Source organism: Simplicispira lacusdiani (genome assembly GCF_003604195.1).
In the GTDB taxonomy this organism is placed as follows: domain Bacteria; phylum Pseudomonadota; class Gammaproteobacteria; order Burkholderiales; family Burkholderiaceae_C; genus Simplicispira; species Simplicispira lacusdiani.
Window position 1 is genome coordinate 1 of record NZ_QXGR01000030.1, and the last position, 1,288, is coordinate 1,288.

General features: G+C 51.6%; 1 rRNA gene. It reads right to left on the bottom strand.

Annotated features, from left to right (window positions below):
• A 23S ribosomal RNA gene (locus tag D8S75_RS17230) occupies nt 1-1,288 on the bottom strand; the annotation flags it as partial.

Here is a 1,288-nt window from a genome sequence, read left to right on the forward strand (position 1 = left end):
CCCCAGTCAAACTGCCCACCTGACACTGTCTCCCGGGTCAATAAGACCCGTAGGTTAGAATTTCAATACAGTCAGGGCGGTATCCCACCAGCGCCTCCACCGAAGCTAGCGCTCCGGTTTCAAAGGCTCCCGCCTATCCTGTACAAACTGTACCAAAATTCAATATCAGGCTACAGTAAAGCTCCACGGGGTCTTTCCGTCCTGTCGCGGGTAACCTGCATCTTCACAGGTACTATAATTTCACCGAGTCTCTGGTTGAGACAGTGCCCAAATCGTTACACCTTTCGTGCGGGTCGGAACTTACCCGACAAGGAATTTCGCTACCTTAGGACCGTTATAGTTACGGCCGCCGTTTACTGGGGCTTCAGTTCAGAGCTTCGCTTACGCTAACCCCTCTCCTTAACCTTCCAGCACCGGGCAGGTGTCACCCCCTATACTTCGCCTTACGGCTTCGCAGAGAGCTGTGTTTTTGCTAAACAGTCGCTTGGGCCTATTCACTGCGGCTTTCCGTTAAGAAAGCACCCCTTCTCCCGAAGTTACGGGGTCATTTTGCCGAGTTCCTTAACCAGAGTTCTCTCGCACACCTTAGGATTCTCTCCTCGCCTACCTGTGTCGGTTTGCGGTACAGGCACCTTTTATCTCGCTAGAAGCTTTTCTTGGCAGCGGGGAATCAAAGACTTCGCTCCATAAGGAGCTTCCCCATCACAGCTCAGCCTTTACGATAAGCGGATTTGCCTACTTATCAGCCTAACTGCTTGGACGTGCACAACCAATCGCACGCTTCTTCTATCCTTCTGCGTCCCTCCATTGCTCAAACGATAAAGAGGTGGTACAGGAATATCAACCTGTTGTCCATCGCCTACGCCTGTCGGCCTCGGCTTAGGTCCTGACTAACCCTGAGCGGACGAGCCTTCCTCAGGAAACCTTAGGCATTCGGTGGACGGGATTCTCACCCGTCTTTCGCTACTCATACCGGCATTCTCACTTCTAAGCACTCCACCAGTCCTTCCGGTCTGACTTCACTGTCCTTAGAACGCTCCCCTACCACTGATACCATTCGGTATCAATCCGCAGCTTCGGTGGTGTATTTAGCCCCGGTACATTTTCGGCGCAGAGTCACTCGACTAGTGAGCTATTACGCACTCTTTAAATGGTGGCTGCTTCTAAGCCAACATCCTAGTTGTCTAAGCAACTCCACATCCTTTTCCACTTAATACACACTTTGGGACCTTAGCTGGCGGTCTGGGCTGTTTCCCTTTTGACTACGGATCTTATCACTAGATCGGAA